At 57.3% G+C, this 17,692-nt stretch carries 9 protein-coding genes and 4 rRNA genes; 11 read left to right on the top strand and 2 right to left on the bottom strand.

Going from position 1 to position 17,692, the window contains the following annotated elements; translation table 11 throughout:
- The first annotated feature begins 52 nt into the window (after window positions 1-52).
- Both KUF55_RS02170 and KUF55_RS02175 read left to right on the top strand, forming a co-directional pair.
- Window positions 53-1,270 (top strand): cell wall metabolism sensor histidine kinase WalK, encoded by a 1,218-nt coding sequence (locus KUF55_RS02170; protein WP_132365179.1) that lies wholly within the window; start codon window positions 53-55, stop codon window positions 1,268-1,270.
- Complete coding sequence (locus KUF55_RS02175) at window positions 1,267-1,947, top strand: response regulator transcription factor (protein WP_218817865.1); 681 nt, start codon at window positions 1,267-1,269, stop codon at window positions 1,945-1,947. Before KUF55_RS02170 ends, KUF55_RS02175 begins: the two co-directional genes overlap by 4 nt.
- A 197-nt stretch (window positions 1,948-2,144) precedes the next feature.
- On the opposite strand, the gene KUF55_RS02180 is transcribed toward KUF55_RS02175, so the two are convergent.
- Window positions 2,145-2,669 (bottom strand): hypothetical protein, encoded by a 525-nt coding sequence (locus KUF55_RS02180; RefSeq protein WP_218817866.1) that lies wholly within the window; start codon window positions 2,667-2,669, stop codon window positions 2,145-2,147.
- A gap of 312 nt (window positions 2,670-2,981) precedes the next feature.
- Here KUF55_RS02180 and KUF55_RS02185 point away from each other — a divergent pair, with 312 nt between their 5' ends.
- The 6 genes from KUF55_RS02185 to KUF55_RS02210 all read left to right on the top strand — a co-directional run bounded on the left by KUF55_RS02185 (window position 2,982) and on the right by KUF55_RS02210 (window position 10,614).
- Window positions 2,982-3,464 (top strand): CarD family transcriptional regulator, encoded by a 483-nt coding sequence (locus KUF55_RS02185; RefSeq protein ID WP_105551679.1) that lies wholly within the window; start codon window positions 2,982-2,984, stop codon window positions 3,462-3,464.
- Between the two features lie 148 nt (window positions 3,465-3,612).
- Window positions 3,613-4,887 carry a 2-C-methyl-D-erythritol 4-phosphate cytidylyltransferase gene (gene ispD / locus KUF55_RS02190; protein ID WP_255557244.1) on the top strand — a complete coding sequence of 425 codons (1,275 nt, stop codon included), beginning with the start codon at window positions 3,613-3,615 and terminating at the stop codon, window positions 4,885-4,887.
- A 53-nt stretch (window positions 4,888-4,940) separates the two neighbouring features.
- Complete coding sequence (gene cysS / locus KUF55_RS02195) at window positions 4,941-6,410, top strand: cysteine--tRNA ligase (protein ID WP_132365175.1); 1,470 nt, start codon at window positions 4,941-4,943, stop codon at window positions 6,408-6,410.
- Between the two features lie 105 nt (window positions 6,411-6,515).
- Entirely contained in the window at window positions 6,516-7,526 is a 1,011-nt protein-coding gene (rlmB, locus tag KUF55_RS02200) for a 23S rRNA (guanosine(2251)-2'-O)-methyltransferase RlmB (RefSeq protein ID WP_132365174.1), read from the top strand.
- A 252-nt stretch (window positions 7,527-7,778) separates the two neighbouring features.
- Entirely contained in the window at window positions 7,779-8,534 is a 756-nt protein-coding gene (locus KUF55_RS02205) for a hypothetical protein (protein ID WP_132365173.1), read from the top strand.
- 553 nt (window positions 8,535-9,087) lie between these two features.
- Window positions 9,088-10,614, top strand: a 16S ribosomal RNA gene (locus tag KUF55_RS02210).
- A 98-nt stretch (window positions 10,615-10,712) separates the two neighbouring features.
- On the opposite strand, the gene KUF55_RS02215 is transcribed toward KUF55_RS02210, so the two are convergent.
- Entirely contained in the window at window positions 10,713-11,195 is a 483-nt protein-coding gene (locus KUF55_RS02215; RefSeq protein ID WP_218817663.1) for a hypothetical protein, read from the bottom strand.
- A 6-nt stretch (window positions 11,196-11,201) separates the two neighbouring features.
- On the opposite strand from KUF55_RS02215, the gene KUF55_RS02220 reads away from it, so the two are divergent.
- The 3 genes from KUF55_RS02220 (at window position 11,202) to KUF55_RS02230 (ending at window position 17,493) form a co-directional block, all read left to right on the top strand.
- A 23S ribosomal RNA gene (locus tag KUF55_RS02220) occupies window positions 11,202-14,334 on the top strand.
- Between the two features lie 189 nt (window positions 14,335-14,523).
- Window positions 14,524-14,640: ribosomal RNA gene (rrf, locus tag KUF55_RS02225) — 5S ribosomal RNA — on the top strand.
- 1,326 nt (window positions 14,641-15,966) lie between these two features.
- A 16S ribosomal RNA gene (locus KUF55_RS02230) occupies window positions 15,967-17,493 on the top strand.
- The 16S, 23S and 5S rRNA genes sit together here, the layout of an rRNA operon.
- Window positions 17,494-17,692 lie beyond the last annotated feature (199 nt).

Here is a 17,692-nt window from a genome sequence, read left to right on the forward strand (position 1 = left end):
AACACGCGTAAGTGCACGGATCGCGGGCACCGCCACCGTTAGGCTAGGAGGCGTGAATGATGTCTTAATATCCGTTGTTGCGGGCCTCGTCGGGCTGGCCCTAGGCATTGTGGGCATCATGGCGTACTGGGGCTCCCGGCGATCGCGCCGTGGGCTCCCGGTCGTGGGTGAACCTACACTGCCCGAAGGTTCCGCCGAAGTGCTCTCCGTCATTGGCCGTGCCTTCGTGATTCTTGATGAGGTCGACGGGGTGGTGCGAGCCAACCCTGCTTCCTATGCCTACGGACTGGTCCGCGGCCATACGCTGATCCACGACGAATTACGCACCCTGGCCAGCCAGGTCCGCGGCGACGGGGTGATTGCCGAACGCGAGTTCGAGCTGCAGCGCGGCGCGATGGGCGCGGCCAACATGGTGGTTCATGTGCGCATCGCCCCTTTGGGTGAGGAATACATCTTGCTGCTGGCCGATGACCGCACCGAGATCACTCGCACGGCCGCGGTACGCAACGACTTCGTTGCCAACGTCTCCCACGAGCTCAAGACCCCCGTCGGCGCGATCTCGCTGCTGGCCGAGGCCATCGATGGGGCGGCCGACGACGAGGTGGCGGTGCGTCGCTTCACCACGCGGTTGTACAAGGAATCCGCCCGTCTGGCGGCATTGGTCCAAGACATCATCGAACTGTCCCGACTGCAGGGGACCGACGTGGTGTTGGCCGGTGAACGGGTGGACATCAATGATGTCCTGGCCGAGGCGGTTGACCGCAACAAGCTCCCGGCCGAGGAGAAGAACATCAAGATCTCCGTCGGTGGCAACGTGGACCACGATGTCTTTGGTGACAGGGACCTGCTGATGACCGCGCTGCGGAACCTCATCGACAACGCCATCCGGTATTCACCGGAAAACACCACGGTGGGGGTGGGCTTGCGCCAGCGCGATGGTTTGGTTCAGGTGTCCGTCACCGATCAGGGCCCGGGCATTGCCCCGGATGAGCAAGACCGGATCTTTGAGCGCTTCTACCGTATCGATGCCGCCCGCTCCCGCCACACCGGCGGCACCGGACTGGGTCTGAGCATCGTGAAGCACGTGGTGGCCAACCACGGTGGAGAAATCACCCTGTGGTCCCAACCCGGTCAGGGCTCGACATTCACCGTCCGGTTGCCGATGGTTGATGAAACTGGCGACGAAGAGAATTCGGCTCCCCTCCGGGGCGAGCACACACACAACACGGCCCTCGCTCATGGCGCGGCGTCGGAAGGAGGACGGGGATGACCCGTATTTTGCTTGTCGAGGACGAAGAGTCACTCTCAGATCCACTGACATACCTGCTGGAGAAGGAGGGCTTTGAGGTCCGGGTGGCAGACAACGGGCTAGACGCCGTCACCGAGTTTGAACGTCACGGAGCCGATCTGGTGCTCCTGGACCTGATGCTCCCGGGGCAGCCGGGTACCGAAGTTTTCCGGCAGCTACGCACCGTTTCTCAGGTTCCGGTCATCATGTTGACGGCCAAGGATTCGGAAATCGACAAGGTTGTCGGTCTGGAACTGGGTGCCGACGACTATGTCACCAAGCCGTATTCTTCCCGTGAACTGGTCGCTCGCATCCGTGCGGTGCTGCGTCGCCAGGGTGAAGGCGAAGAACTGGTGAGCAATGTTGTTGCCGCCGGTCCGGTGCGCATGGACGTGGAACGTCACTTGGTCTCGGTACGCAACGATGAGGTGTCGATGCCGCTGAAGGAATTTGAGCTCTTGGAAATGCTGCTGCGCAACGCCGGTCGAGTGTTAACTCGCGGGCAGCTGATCGACCGTGTGTGGGGATCAGACTACGTGGGGGACACCAAGACCCTTGACGTGCACGTGAAGCGTTTGCGCTCCAAGATTGAGCCGGAGCCGGCGACCCCGGTGCACCTGGTGACGGTGCGCGGGCTGGGCTACAAGTTTGAGGCCTAGACTCACGCCGTCAACGCAGTAACAAAACACGCGCAGGGCCACGAGAGACGCCGAACAATGGTGCGCGCGGGGCCCTGCTGTTCTCCGGTGAGGTACCGGGCGGGGCGCCAAAAACAAAAAAGGTGATGGGCCAGAAAAATTCTTCTGGCCCATCACCTTTATGAGTTTGTTGCCGACGGCGTAGCGCCGAAGCCGGTTTAGTGGTGCTCTTCGGTCTTCGGTTCCGGGGTCAGGTGCTCGAGGCTGTGCTCGTCGAAGCCGCCGGGAACGAATTCGCGGTATTCCTCGAGGGTTCCGTCAATCACCGGGATGGTGATGCCGTCCGAGTTGGACCCCACGCTCAGGGTGGCCTCGACCCGGCTACCGGGAAGTACTCCGGCGGACGGCAGGATCTTCTCGATCTCTTCAAGTTTCACGGTGGTCTTGGCCGGGACGTTGATGGAAACGGAGCCGGTCGAGAGCTCAACCTTCAGGGTCTGGGCGGCGTCGGTGGCGTTAACCAGCGAGCCGATCAGGCGGGCCTTGTCGGTGGCGCTCTTGGTCACGATCAACAGGTTACGGACATTTAGGTCACCGACGTTGAGTACGATTCCATCGGAAGCGGCGTACTGGAAGGTCGTCGCTTGTTCGTTGATGGCGCCACAACCGGTAGCACCAAGGGTCAACATGGCAATTGCGGCTGCTGCAGCGGCGCGGCGTCCACGGTTCTTCTGTGCGGTCATCACGGCACAAACTCCTCATTCAGGTTCGAGTTCGGGTGAGCTCGCGGGCGCACGGGATGCACCCGAGGGAGCCACTCTCGTCCACTAGCCTAATGGGTTTAGCCCCGAATGTATGATTCGGCCCTCGGCTTAAGCGTCATCAAGTACGTGATCACTGCCCCGATTCGCCCCTCAGAGCACCTTTTACATAGCAGGAGAATCATCGCTTGGGAAGGGGTAAAACCGCGTCATTGCTAGGGAGTAGGCTACGGCCCCGAACTGATTTACCCAGTAAACGTGATAAACTCGAAGGTGGGAAAGGGGTTTATCCACATGGTTTTTGAGGTTGGCGAGACAGTTGTCTATCCGCACCACGGTGCAGCAATGATCGAAGAGATCAAGATGCGCACCATCAAGGGCGAAGAGAAGATGTATCTCAAGCTTAAGGTTGCCCAAGGTGATCTGACCATCGAGGTTCCGGCAGAAAATGTCGATCTCGTTGGTGTGCGTGACGTAGTTGGTCAGGAGGGCTTGGATCACGTCTTCGACGTGTTGCGAGCCGAATTCACGGAAGAGCCTACCAACTGGTCCCGCCGTTACAAGGCGAATCTGGAAAAGCTTGCTTCGGGCGATGTCATCAAGGTTGCAGAGGTCGTTCGAGACCTCTGGCGCCGTGACAACGACCGCGGTCTTTCCGCAGGCGAAAAGCGTATGTTGGCAAAGGCCCGCCAGATCTTGATCAGCGAACTTGCGCTGGCCAAGAAGCTGGACGAGGAAAAGGCCGAGAGCGTGCTCGACGAGGTCTTGGCCTCATAGTAGCCACGAGTTCTAAATAGTTTGTACTCCGGTGGGGGTTCGGAACGCCAGATGGCGCACCGAACCCCCACCGTCGTTTAATCCCTTCCTCTGCTCTGGGGACAGGGGAATGGGCGGGCCGAGCACGAACCCCGATAAGGTGGAGTGCGTGAGTGACCCGAGTATTTTCAGTGTCCGAGAGATCCGCCAAACCGCCATCATCGTTGTTGCTGCCGGTTCCGGCACACGCTTGGGCTATGGCATCCCCAAGGCGCTGGTGCCGCTGGGAGGCCGCACCCTGCTGGAGCACGCGCTGGACCGCATTCAGCTCGCCGGCTGCGCGGAACAGGTAATTGCGGTGCTCCCGAAAAATGATGAGGGGCTCGCCGACCACGCGGCACAGCACCCACTGCACCCGCACATCGTGATTGGGGGAGCCACCCGAACAGAATCGGTCCGCGCCGGCCTAGGCGCGCTGGGACCCGATATCCAGCGCGTGCTCATCCACGATGCCGCGCGCGCGCTCACCCCGCTGGAAACTTTCCACGAGGTGACCGCGGCCCTGCTCGCCGGCGCCCACGCGGTGATTCCCGTGCTGCCGGTCATCGACACCATCAAATCTGTCACCACCGATCCGGGTGCCCTGCAGCCACATGTCACGGGTACCCCCGCGCGGCAGAACCTACGGGCAGTGCAAACCCCGCAAGGCTTCGACGCCCCCATACTCTTGGCGGCACACCGCGCCGCCGCACACTGGGATCAGGAACGGGCAGAGGCCGTCACCGACGACGCCATGCTCATGGAAATGACCGGCGAACGCGTCGATACCGTCCCGGGCACGGCCCAGGGACTGAAAATCACCACCGCTCCGGATCTTGCCCTGGCCGAATCCATGTTGTCCGCTCCCACCCCCAAGGCTTCACTCATGACTCAGCAAGCCCCCGGTGCCTCGGCCCCGCTGATCCCGCGAACCGGAATCGGTATCGACGTCCATGCCGTTGCAGATCCCGCAGAACCGCGCGAGATGTGGCTAGCCGGATTGTTCTTCCCTGATGACCAAGGTCTCTCCGGGCACTCCGACGGTGACGCCGTGGCACACGCCGCCTGTGACGCGCTCTTCTCCGCGGCGGGGATCGGGGACCTCGGAACGCACTTTGGCACCGACCGCCCCGAGTACGCCGGCGCCTCCGGAACGACGCTGCTGCGCGAGGCGGCGCGTCTGGTGCGGGCAGCGGGCTTTGAGATTGGCAACGTTGCCGTGCAATTTGTGGGCAGACGCCCCAAATTCGCCGATCGCCGGTTGGAGGCCGACGCCGTACTCAGCGACGCGGCCGGAGCCCCCGTCACCGTCACCGCCACCACCTCCGACGGGCTGGGCTACGAGGGCACCGGCGCCGGCATCACCGCCTACGCCACGGCGCTGGTGTATTCCCCGCAGCACTGAACCATCACCGAGCCACGCACAACTCGGTTGACCGGCTCGGATAACCTTGAGTGGTGAGCATCCGTTTTTACGACACCAAGCAGGCAGCGACCCGGGACTTCGTCCCCCTGATAGAGGGCAAGGTCGGGCTGTACTATTGCGGCGCCACCGTCCAGGGGCTCCCGCACGTGGGCCACGTGCGCAGCGCCATCGCCTTTGACATCCTCACGCGCTGGTTGGAAAACCGCGGCCTTGAGGTCACGGTGATCCGCAACGTCACGGACATCGACGACAAGATCCTGGAAAAGTCTGCGGCCTCCTTTGCCGAGGACTTCGAAGAAAACGAAGATTACTTCGCGCGTGAGCCATGGTTCGCACTGGCCTACCGCTTCGAGCAGGAATTCGCCTCGGCCTATGACACCCTTGGTGTGCGCCGGCCCACCTATGAGCCGCGCGCTACCGGGCACATCCCGGAGATGCACCGGCTCATCACCGAACTAATCAATGCCGGCCACGCCTACCCGGCGCTTGATGACTCCGGCGACGTCTACTTCGACGTCCGATCCTTCCCGGCCTACGGCAGCCTGACGCACCAAAACGTTGACGATATGCAGGGCGCCCCAGACGCAGATCCGCGTGGCAAGAAGGATCCCCGCGACTTCGCGCTCTGGAAGGGGCACAAGGACTCCGATCCGCTCTCCGCTTCCTGGGCCAGCCCCTGGGGTACCGGTCGCCCGGGGTGGCACCTGGAATGCTCGGCCATGGTCACCAAATACCTCGGCACCTCCTTTGACATTCACGGCGGCGGCCTTGACCTGCGTTTCCCACACCACGAAAACGAGATGGCGCAGTCGATGGCTGCCGGCCACGACTTCGCCAACTTCTGGATGCACAACGGCATGGTCACCTACGAGGGTGAAAAAATGTCCAAGTCCATTGGCAACACCATCTCTCCGACACAAATGCTGGAGCTGGCTACCCCTCGGGTGGTCCGCTACTTCCTGGGCCAGGCGCACTACCGCTCGCAATTGGACTACCGTCCCGACTCGTTGCCCGAGGCCGCAGCTGCGGTGGAACGGATCGACGGATTTGTGACCAACGCGTTGGCGCGCATCCATGGCGTGGGTCCCAGCGAAGACTTTGACATCGATATGCACCACTTCGAGGTCACCGAGGCGTTTGCCAACGCCATGAACGATGACCTCAACGTTCCCCAGGCACTTGCCGCACTTCATGAGACCGTGCGCCGGGGCAATACCGCTCTGGCCGCGGGGGATATGGACACCGCCGATGAGGCGATGCAGCAGGTCATGGCCATGACCTACGCGTTGGGTTTGGATGACACCATCGAGTCCGCGGGTTCTGCCGATGCGGCCCAAAGCGCCGCACTCGATGTACTGGTTGCTGCCCAATTGACCGAGCGTGCTGCGGCTCGCGAGGCCAAGGACTGGGCTCGATCCGACGCCATCAGAGACACTCTGGCCGCGGCCGGAATCGTTGTTGAAGATTCCGCCGATGGAGCTCGCTGGAGCCTCAAAGCGTAAGTTGGCCCACAAAGAACAAGGAATATACGTTCCTTGTCGCTAAAATAGGCGGGGCGGCGAGTCAAATCGCCGTGCTGTCCGCCCCGATCCTAGGAAAAAACCATCATGTCTGCTGCACCAAAGCGTTCCGGCGCCATACGCAAGAGCAAGAAGGGCCCCTCCGTCGGAACCGGCGGATATGGCCGTAAGGCACTCGAAGGCAAGGGCCCCACGCCCAAGGCCGAGGACCGCACGTACCACAAGGCCTTCAAAAACAAGGAGCTCGCAGAGCGCTCCGCCGCCAAGCGCGGCGGTTCCCCCGCCCGTGGCGGAAGCTCCGCACCTCGCGGCCGCAGCACCGGTGGTCGCTCAAAGAACAGCGAAGAGCTCGTTACCGGTCGTAACTCGGTTGTTGAGGCCCTGCGCGCCGGCATTCCGGCTAAGGCCCTGTACGTTGGCATCCGTATCGACGTGGACGAGCGTGTCCGCGAAGTCTTGAAGATCGCTGCCGAGCGCAGCATCCCGGTGATGGAAACCGGCAAGCCAGAACTGGACCGGATGACCGACGAGGCCATTCACCAGGGCTTGGTCCTTCAGGTACCGCCGTACAACTACGCCGATGCACTGGAAACCGTCAACGCCACCATCTCCAAGTTCAAGAAGGGCCACGTCAAGAACGCGCCGCTCTTCATTGCCTTGGACGGCATCACCGACCCGCGTAACCTCGGTGCGATCATCCGTTCGGCCTCGGCCTTCAACGCCCACGCGGTGATTGTTCCCGAGCGTCGCTCGGTGGGCATGACCGCCACGGCTTGGAAGACCAGTGCCGGTGCAGCGGTTCGCGTTCCGGTGACCCGCGCGACGAACCTGACCGCCACGCTCAAGGGCATGAAGGAAGCCGGCGTGTTCGTGATCGGACTGGACGGCGAAGGAGACGTTTCGCTTCCGGATCTTGGCCTGGCCACCGATCCGCTGTGCATCGTTGTAGGTTCCGAGGGCAAGGGCCTTTCCCGCCTGGTGCGCGAGAACTGCGACCTGATCGTCTCGATCCCGATCAACTCCAACATGGAGTCGCTGAACGCATCGATGGCAGTTGGCATCACCCTCTACGAGGTTTCGCGCAAGCGCAGCGCATAACGCGACACCGTGTCGGCGGGAAGTATCCGGTGACATAGGCCCGCTCGGAAAGTGGTTCGGCGATTCCCTCAGGAATCTGCCGGGCCACTTTCTTCGTTAATGGCGGGCCTAGATTTTCCCCACGGACACGATGAGTCGCCTATTCCCAAGCCCGCTGAAACTCGATAGCGTGAGTCCAACGGGGAGAGTACGTGGCGTCCAAGGACGCCGACTCAACTCCTTTTGCTTCAACCAGTGGGATGGAGAGAAACCATGGGTCAGACTCAGCTCGAGGCCAAGAACCACCCGACGCATGGATCTGAGAATCTTTTGGGGACTGCCTTGCCCGTAAATCCCCTCGTCCTTGAAGCCGTAGAACGCGGGGAAGACAAATCCCCACATGCCGTGTTAGGTCCACATCTCAATAGGTTCGGCCAGGTGGGGGTGCGGACATTGCAACGCCACGTACTGGCGGTGGACATCCTCACCTCCACCGAGACCGTGCCCATGGTCAGGGAACTGGGTGATATATGGGTAGGCCTACTTGAAGCCAAGGAAATTGGGCGCGTTCCGGACTACCGGATCCAACGAGTCGAGCGCGAGGGAACTCGTGTAGTTGATGATCCCTATCGGCATACCCCGCGTTTGGGGGAGTTGGAGCTGCACCGACTGCGGACCGGAGGATCAACCGTGCAGGAATCTCTGCTCGGTGCGCACCCTCAGCATTACTCCTCGCCCATGGGTGAAGTGGAAGGCACTGGCTTTGTGGTTCGACAGGACGAGGCCGTCGCGGTACGGGTCTGCGGAGACTTTAATATCTGGAACGGGTCCTCGCATGCGATGCGTCAGCTCGGGAACAGTGGTATTTGGGAAATTTTTATCCCTGGTGTTGGTAATGGAACAAAATACCGTTTTGAATATCTTGAGCCCACCGGTACCTGGATCGAGTACGCGGATCCGGTTGGCCACTATTCGACCGAGGACCCTGACTCCATATGTGTGGTCCAGCCCGAGGGATTTGAGGCTTGAATTTAATTGTTTTGCTGATGGACGGGCCTCAAAGCGCCTGTGTGTCAGTTCACAATCACCGTTTGTCGCCGTTTCTGGGCATTTGACGGCCCAAAAGCACCGGTATGCCCCGGTTTTTCGGGGGTTTTTGGTGCTTTGGTGCGGGTACTCGTCGTTTGGACAATGGTGCCAATGGCGCGTAGAGTTATTTCTCGCACCGAGCACTGCTTGCTAGCCCGAAAGGGTGACTGGCAGTCCGGAATGCGATGAATTCCATTTGAACTTCGGAAGTCGTTTTGACTTTGTTGTTTGATTAGGACTAAGATTTAAAAGTTGCTCCAGAACGAAGCGGCCGGAACATTGTTTTCTGGTTGTGGTGTTGGAAGTGTCTGTTGTTTGAGAACTCAATAGTGTGCCAAGTTTGTTGATACCAATTTATTTATTTTATTGGTGAATGGCTTCAAGGTTTGCACCCCCCGGTGTGGATGCTTGAGGCAATTTGCCAGGATGTTTTTACTTGGTGCAACCCGGTCGACTTTTTCCAGTTGGCGTGTTGGTTGTGTCTGTATATTTTTTTACGGAGAGTTTGATCCTGGCTCAGGATGAACGCTGGCGGCGTGCTTAACACATGCAAGTCGAACGATGACTTTTGTGCTTGCACAGAATGATTAGTGGCGAACGGGTGAGTAACACGTGAGTAACCTGCCCCTGACTCTGGGATAAGCCTGGGAAACTGGGTCTAATACTGGATATGCACCGTAGACCGCATGGTTTTTGGTGGAAAGAATTTTGGTCAGGGATGGACTCGCGGCCTATCAGCTTGTTGGTGAGGTAATGGCTCACCAAGGCGACGACGGGTAGCCGGCCTGAGAGGGTGACCGGCCACACTGGGACTGAGACACGGCCCAGACTCCTACGGGAGGCAGCAGTGGGGAATATTGCACAATGGGCGAAAGCCTGATGCAGCGACGCCGCGTGAGGGATGACGGCCTTCGGGTTGTAAACCTCTTTCAGTAGGGAAGAAGCGAAAGTGACGGTACCTGCAGAAGAAGCGCCGGCTAACTACGTGCCAGCAGCCGCGGTAATACGTAGGGCGCAAGCGTTATCCGGAATTATTGGGCGTAAAGAGCTCGTAGGCGGTTTGTCGCGTCTGCCGTGAAAGTCCGAGGCTCAACTTCGGATCTGCGGTGGGTACGGGCAGACTAGAGTGATGTAGGGGAGACTGGAATTCCTGGTGTAGCGGTGAAATGCGCAGATATCAGGAGGAACACCGATGGCGAAGGCAGGTCTCTGGGCATCTACTGACGCTGAGGAGCGAAAGCATGGGGAGCGAACAGGATTAGATACCCTGGTAGTCCATGCCGTAAACGTTGGGCACTAGGTGTGGGGGACATTCCACGTTTTCCGCGCCGTAGCTAACGCATTAAGTGCCCCGCCTGGGGAGTACGGCCGCAAGGCTAAAACTCAAAGGAATTGACGGGGGCCCGCACAAGCGGCGGAGCATGCGGATTAATTCGATGCAACGCGAAGAACCTTACCAAGGCTTGACATGTGCTAGATCGCCATAGAAATATGGTTTCCCCTTTGGGGCTGGTTCACAGGTGGTGCATGGTTGTCGTCAGCTCGTGTCGTGAGATGTTGGGTTAAGTCCCGCAACGAGCGCAACCCTCGTTCTATGTTGCCAGCACGTTATGGTGGGGACTCATAGGAGACTGCCGGGGTCAACTCGGAGGAAGGTGGGGACGACGTCAAATCATCATGCCCCTTATGTCTTGGGCTTCACGCATGCTACAATGGCCGGTACAATGGGTTGCGATACTGTGAGGTGGAGCTAATCCCAAAAAGCCGGTCTCAGTTCGGATTGGGGTCTGCAACTCGACCCCATGAAGTCGGAGTCGCTAGTAATCGCAGATCAGCAACGCTGCGGTGAATACGTTCCCGGGCCTTGTACACACCGCCCGTCAAGTCACGAAAGTTGGTAACACCCGAAGCCGGTGGCCTAACCCCTTGTGGGAGGGAGCCGTCGAAGGTGGGACTGGCGATTGGGACTAAGTCGTAACAAGGTAGCCGTACCGGAAGGTGCGGCTGGATCACCTCCTTTCTAAGGAGCAACTAACACCTTCGCAGGCACATCAAAGTATGTGTTTTGTGGGTGTTCAGTGCTGCTCGTATCCATCACTTGTGTTGATGGGCGAGTGCTCAAGGGTGGAATATCAACAAATTATGGCTGTTCATGTTGTGGAGGTTGTTTTTAGTACGCTCGCTTGCGGGTTGGAATGAGATGAGTTCTATGAGGTGGATGGTTTTTGGCACACTGTTGGGTCCTGAAATAACAGGCTCCGACTTTTCTTGTATGCCCTTTGGGGTGTGTGAGGGGGTTGGTGGGTTTGTTGTTTTAGTGTTGTCCCGCGCATGGCCTAAGCGAGCATGGTGCGCACCTTTGGGTGTGTGGTGTTGGTGGTGGGTGTGATGGGGTTGTTGTTTGGGAACTGTATAGTGGACGCGAGCATCTTGTGAAACAGGATTGACTGATAACTCTTTTGGGGTTGTTGGTTGGTTTGTTTGTTTTGCAAAGCAATTTCTTATGATAATGAATCTTGGTGCACATAACTCTTTTAGGGTTGTGTGTTTTCTTGATTCTTTCGATTGTAATGTTTTAGCGCTTGTAATTATTTTGATCATGTTTGTGGTCAAGTTTTTAAGGGCGCACGGTGGATGCCTTGGCATTGGGAGCCGAAGAAGGACGTGGGAATCTGCGATAAGCCTGGAGGAGTCGATAACCGGACGTTGATACCAGGATTTCCGAATGGGGAAACCCCGTACGGTGTTATGCCGTATGACCCGTAGCTGAACACATAGGCTACGTGGAGGGAACGAGGGGAAGTGAAACATCTCAGTACCCTCAGGAAGAGAAAACAATAGTGATTCCGTTAGTAGTGGCGAGCGAACGCGGATGGGGCTAAACCGAGCCATGTGTGATAGCCGGCGGGCGTTGCATGGTCGGGGTTGTGGGACTTTCCGTATCAGTTCTGCCGGACTGGTGAAGTGAGGTGCGGGCGTATAGGCGAATCGGTTTGAATGCCGGACCGTAGAGGGTGAGAGTCCCGTAGTGCTAATGCGTTCCGCCGCTTTGTGGAAGTATCCCAAGTAGGACGGGGCCCGAGAAATCCCGTTTGAATCTGCCAGGACCACCTGGTAAGCCTAAATACTACCCAATGACCGATAGCGGATAAGTACCGTGAGGGAATGGTGAAAAGTACCCCGGGAGGGGAGTGAAATAGTACCTGAAACCGTGCGCTTACAATCCGTTGGAGCCTCCTTGTTGGGGTGACAGCGTGCCTTTTGAAGAATGAGCCTGCGAGTTAGTGTTACGTCGCGAGGTTAACCCGTGTGGGGAAGCCGTAGCGAAAGCGAGTCTGAATAGGGCGAGTTAGTGGCGTGATCTAGACCCGAAGCGAAGTGATCTACCCATGGCCAGGTTGAAGCGCGTGTAAGAGCGCGTGGAGGACCGAACCCACTTCAGTTGAAAATGGAGGGGATGAGCTGTGGGTAGGGGTGAAAGGCCAATCAAACTTCGTGATAGCTGGTTCTCCCCGAAATGCATTTAGGTGCAGCGTTGCGTGTTTCTTATCGGAGGTAGAGCTACTGGATGGCTAATGGGCCCTACAAGGTTACTGACGTCAGCCAAACTCCGAATGCCGATAAGTGAGAGCGCAGCAGTGAGACTGTGGGGGATAAGCTTCATAGTCGAGAGGGAAACAGCCCAGAACGCCAACTAAGGCCCCTAAGCGTGTGCTAAGTGGAAAAGGATGTGGAGTTGCGAAGACAACCAGGAGGTTGGCTTAGAAGCAGCCACCCTTGAAAGAGTGCGTAATAGCTCACTGGTCAAGTGATTCCGCGCCGACAATGTAGCGGGGCTCAAGCACACCGCCGAAGTTGCGTCATTCATATATTTTGGTAGGCCTTCGTGGTCCAGCCGTATGGATGGGTAGGGGAGCGTCGTGTGGGCAGTGAAGTCGCGGTGTAAACCAGCGGTGGAGCCCACACGAGTGAGAATGCAGGCATGAGTAGCGAATGACGGGTGAGAAACCCGTCCGCCGAATGATCAAGGGTTCCAGGGTCAAGCTAATCTGCCCTGGGTAAGTCGGGACCTAAGGCGAGGCCGACAGGCGTAGTCGATGGACAACGGGTTGATATTCCCGTACCGGCGAAAAACCGTCCATATTGAACTGGTAATGCTAACCACCCCAAAGACCCTTTTGATGTTCCTTCGGGAATGTTGTTGGGTGTGCGGCGTGGGACCCGAGCCAGGGAGGTAAGCGTATTAACAGGTGTGACGCAGGAAGGTAGCCGAGCCAGGCAATGGAATTGACCTGGTCCAAGGGTGTAGGACGAGTCGTAGGCAAATCCGCGATTCATATAAGTCTGAGACCTGATAGGCGCCCCTTTTGGGGGGTGATTCGGTGATCCTATGCTGCCAAGAAAAGCATCGACGCGAGGTTTTAGCCGCCCGTACCCCAAACCGACACAGGTGATCAGGTAGAGAATACTAAGGCGATCGAGAGAATCATGGTTAAGGAACTCGGCAAAATGCCCCCGTAACTTCGGGAGAAGGGGGGCCTGCCTCGTGAAAGAACCTAGCGTTCTGGAGCGGGTGTGGGCCGCAGAGACCAGGGGGAAGCGACTGTTTACTAAAAACACAGGTCCGTGCGAAGTCGCAAGACGATGTATACGGACTGACTCCTGCCCGGTGCTGGAAGGTTAAGAGGACCGGTTAGCTCTTTGGAGCGAAGCTGAGAATTTAAGCCCCAGTAAACGGCGGTGGTAACTATAACCATCCTAAGGTAGCGAAATTCCTTGTCGGGTAAGTTCCGACCTGCACGAATGGAGTAACGACTTCCCCGCTGTCTCAACCATGAACTCGGCGAAATTGCACTACGAGTAAAGATGCTCGTTACGCGCAGCAGGACGGAAAGACCCCGAGACCTTTACTATAGTTTGGTATTGGTGTTCGGTGCAGCTTGTGTAGGATAGGTGGGAGACTGTGAAGCTCGGACGCTAGTTCGGGTGGAGTCATCGTTGAAATACCACTCTGGCTGTACCGGTCACCTAACTTCGGCCCATGATCTGGGTCAGGGACAGTGCCTGATGGGTAGTTTAACTGGGGCGGTTGCCTCCTAAAGAGTAACGGAGGCGCCCAAAGGTTCCCTCAGCCTGGTTGGCAATCAGGTGTCGAGTGTAAGTGCACAAGGGAGCTTGACTGTGAGAGCGACAGCTCGAGCAGGGACGAAAGTCGGGACTAGTGATCCGGCGGCACGTTGTGGAACGGCCGTCGCTCAACGGATAAAAGGTACCTCGGGGATAACAGGCTGATCTTGCCCAAGAGTCCATATCGACGGCATGGTTTGGCACCTCGATGTCGGCTCGTCGCATCCTGGGGCTGGAGTAGGTCCCAAGGGTTGGGCTGTTCGCCCATTAAAGCGGTACGCGAGCTGGGTTTAGAACGTCGTGAGACAGTTCGGTCCCTATCCGCTGCGCGCGCAGGAAATTTGAGAAGAGCTGTCCTTAGTACGAGAGGACCGGGACGGACGAACCTCTGGTGTGTCAGTTGTACTGCCAAGTGCACCGCTGATTAGCTACGTTCGGAAGGGATAACCGCTGAAAGCATCTAAGCGGGAAGCCCACTTCGAGATGAGATTTCCATACACTTTTGAGTGTGAGAGGCCCCCAGCCAGACCACTGGGTTGATAGGCAGGATGTGGAAGCGAGGACTAAAGACTCGTGAAGCTGACCTGTACTAATAGGCCGACAACTTAAACCACAAACACCATTACCACCGAACATGTTCGGTGGTTGGCAAGAAACGCTGCGTCCACTATACGGTCCCGAAACAACAAACCCATTTTGTTTTTCGCGGATACAACAACATATACAACCACTATTGTGGTCGTAACCCATAGATTCACCACCCCCAGGCAGAAATGTCGCATGTAGGGGTTGGTACTAGAGTTACGGCGGTCATAGCGTGGGGGAAACGCCCGGTCCCATACCGAACCCGGAAGCTAAGACCCACTGCGCCGATGGTACTGCACTCGGGAGGGTGTGGGAGAGTAGGTCACCGCCGGACAATATTTTGTTCCGAAACCCTCAAACACTGACGTGTTTGGGGGTTTCGATGTTTAACACCCAACACGCCACTCCTTGAAGGGGTCGGGATCTGTCGGCTCACACCGACAGAACCCGACCCCTTTTTGCGTTAAGCAGACTCCCGCAGCACTCAAAGCCCTGGCCAGACCGACCCCGACCAGCCAGCACGAAGCAGCACTTGAGTAAGTCTCGGGGAGAAGCATCGGTCGAGATCGCCGGCATTGATGCAATCCGCGGAAAAATTGCTCCTTTGAAAAGGAGCTGGGCCACACGCTGACTCGTCTGGCTATCCTTTGATCATTTTCATGATGTGCCAGAGACAAGATTTGCAACTAATGGACGCTAATTCATTGGTCGCTGTGCTCAGCCGTTAATCCAATGAGAGTCTTGGCAACGGGTCCTGGACGTTGTGACGGGCAAATAGGAGGCTGGTCACCTCGACAATCCGGATCTGCCAGTGAGTATTTCGTCTTGGCGTGTGGTGCTGAAGAGTGTGACTCGTTGGATCTCGGGTATTTTTTTTTGGGGTTTCGCAGTTTGCCCATAACCGTGGTCGATGGATCCTTCGTGGTTTTCGCGGTTACGTTTGATTTGAGTGCCTCACTCATATGAACACGCCTGTGACTCAACGCTGTCCCAGGTGTTAGCTCGGGAAAGTGCAGTGTTGATTTCATCGCCAGTGTTTGGTGGTGGAACGTCCTTGTCGCTTTTGCTCGTGGTGGGGATCACTGGGGTGGTTTTGGTGGGTGTGTGGGCTGAGTGGTGGTTTTTTGGTGTGGTTTCGTTGTGTTTTCGGGGTTTGCGGGGGTTGCTGGGGAGGTTATGGGCGATTTCCTCTTCGGGTGTTTTGTGTGTATAGTTTTCTAAGTCGCCGCGAGGGACACCGCGGGAATACTGCGGAGAGAATCGCCGGGCGACCGAATTTCTACTCAATCCCCTTCCAAAAATTTTGTTCGGTGCTTTGTTGTGCCGATGAGATGGTGGGAGCTGAGTGTTGGGGCAGTGTTCATCAGTGATGGTGGATTTGTTCTTCGACACGCGGTGGGGTAAGGTAGACAAGTTGCTCCAGAGCGAAGCGCCGGCAGGAAAATGTAAGTCCGGGTCGTGGATGTTGGAAGTGTCTGTTGTTTGAGAACTCAATAGTGTGCCAAGTTTGTTGATACCAATTTATTTATTTTATTGGTGAATGGCTTCAAGGTTTGCACCCCCCGGTGTGGATGCTTGAGGCAATTTGCCAGGATGTTTTTACTTGGTGCAACCCGGTCGACTTTTTCCAGTTGGCGTGTTGGTTGTGTCTGTATATTTTTTTACGGAGAGTTTGATCCTGGCTCAGGATGAACGCTGGCGGCGTGCTTAACACATGCAAGTCGAACGATGACTTTTGTGCTTGCACAGAATGATTAGTGGCGAACGGGTGAGTAACACGTGAGTAACCTGCCCCTGACTCTGGGATAAGCCTGGGAAACTGGGTCTAATACTGGATATGCACCGTAGACCGCATGGTTTTTGGTGGAAAGAATTTTGGTCAGGGATGGACTCGCGGCCTATCAGCTTGTTGGTGAGGTAATGGCTCACCAAGGCGACGACGGGTAGCCGGCCTGAGAGGGTGACCGGCCACACTGGGACTGAGACACGGCCCAGACTCCTACGGGAGGCAGCAGTGGGGAATATTGCACAATGGGCGAAAGCCTGATGCAGCGACGCCGCGTGAGGGATGACGGCCTTCGGGTTGTAAACCTCTTTCAGTAGGGAAGAAGCGAAAGTGACGGTACCTGCAGAAGAAGCGCCGGCTAACTACGTGCCAGCAGCCGCGGTAATACGTAGGGCGCAAGCGTTATCCGGAATTATTGGGCGTAAAGAGCTCGTAGGCGGTTTGTCGCGTCTGCCGTGAAAGTCCGAGGCTCAACTTCGGATCTGCGGTGGGTACGGGCAGACTAGAGTGATGTAGGGGAGACTGGAATTCCTGGTGTAGCGGTGAAATGCGCAGATATCAGGAGGAACACCGATGGCGAAGGCAGGTCTCTGGGCATCTACTGACGCTGAGGAGCGAAAGCATGGGGAGCGAACAGGATTAGATACCCTGGTAGTCCATGCCGTAAACGTTGGGCACTAGGTGTGGGGGACATTCCACGTTTTCCGCGCCGTAGCTAACGCATTAAGTGCCCCGCCTGGGGAGTACGGCCGCAAGGCTAAAACTCAAAGGAATTGACGGGGGCCCGCACAAGCGGCGGAGCATGCGGATTAATTCGATGCAACGCGAAGAACCTTACCAAGGCTTGACATGTGCTAGATCGCCATAGAAATATGGTTTCCCCTTTGGGGCTGGTTCACAGGTGGTGCATGGTTGTCGTCAGCTCGTGTCGTGAGATGTTGGGTTAAGTCCCGCAACGAGCGCAACCCTCGTTCTATGTTGCCAGCACGTTATGGTGGGGACTCATAGGAGACTGCCGGGGTCAACTCGGAGGAAGGTGGGGACGACGTCAAATCATCATGCCCCTTATGTCTTGGGCTTCACGCATGCTACAATGGCCGGTACAATGGGTTGCGATACTGTGAGGTGGAGCTAATCCCAAAAAGCCGGTCTCAGTTCGGATTGGGGTCTGCAACTCGACCCCATGAAGTCGGAGTCGCTAGTAATCGCAGATCAGCAACGCTGCGGTGAATACGTTCCCGGGCCTTGTACACACCGCCCGTCAAGTCACGAAAGTTGGTAACACCCGAAGCCGGTGGCCTAACCCCTTGTGGGAGGGAGCCGTCGAAGGTGGGACTGGCGATTGGGACTAAGTCGTAACAAGGTAGCCGTACCGGAAGGTGCGGCTGGATCACCTCCTTTCTAAGGAGCAACTAACACCTTCGCAGGCACATCAAAGTATGTGTTTTGTGGGTGTTCAGTGCTGCTCGTATCCATCACTTGTGTTGATGGGCGAGTGCTCAAGGGTGGAATATCAACAAATTATGGCTGTTCATGTTGTGGAGGTTGTTTTTAGTACGCTCGCTTGCGGGTTGGAATGAGATGAGTTCTATGAGGGTGG

Origin of the sequence: Paeniglutamicibacter sp. Y32M11 (genome assembly GCF_019285735.1) — a bacterium.
Lineage (GTDB): Bacteria > Actinomycetota > Actinomycetes > Actinomycetales > Micrococcaceae > Paeniglutamicibacter.